The sequence below is a fragment of the Nitrosospira sp. NpAV genome (genome assembly GCF_000832065.1).
GTDB lineage: Bacteria > Pseudomonadota > Gammaproteobacteria > Burkholderiales > Nitrosomonadaceae > Nitrosospira.
The window spans coordinates 1-597 of sequence record NZ_JXQM01000201.1; the positions used below are offsets into that span (position 1 = coordinate 1).

Consider the following 597-nt stretch of genomic DNA (forward strand, 5'->3'; position numbering starts at 1 on the left):
CAGTATCGTCAGCCGGGCCGTTATGAATTCAGAGGTCAGGGCAATGCCGCAGTCGTGCTGAATGCAATATTGCCATTCTTCGAACGTTTCCGGGATGATCGCGCTCATGACAATTCCAGCTCTTCCGTCAGAGATGCCACGGACCACTCGGGAAAATCATCAGGCAGAGTGCGCCAGTAAGTCGGGCCTCGAGAAATTTCAACCGGGGTCAGCTTACAGGCGGAAAAAGCTGCTTCGATCGCGAGTCGGTCCCATTCCCGATGGCGTCCGATAAAAACAACCTCATTGATACGATCTCCATAGGGTTTGTACCAGTTCTGTTCGATCAAGGTACGCTCCTGACTGCCTTGAGCAGGCCACTGATCCTGGGGTACGGCCGCCCACCACTGCCCCACCGGCTCTACTGAAACAGTGGGGCCGGAACGGGAATAAGAAATTGCCCATTCGGGGCGACTGGCTAACCAAAGATAACCTTTAGCCCGCAAAACACCCGTCAACGGCATATCGAGGAAAGTTGCGAGGCGCCGGGGGTGGAGAGGCTCGTGTGTGCGCAGAATGAAACTGTCAATGCCATATTCTTCGGTTTCAGGGGTGTGC

1 protein-coding gene is annotated in these 597 nt (G+C 54.9%); it reads right to left on the reverse strand.

Annotated elements, in window-relative coordinates:
* Positions 1-104 precede the first annotated feature (104 nt).
* The coding region (locus SQ11_RS15885) for a GTP-binding protein (RefSeq protein ID WP_041515180.1) at positions 105-597 on the reverse strand (493 nt) is incomplete at its 5' end.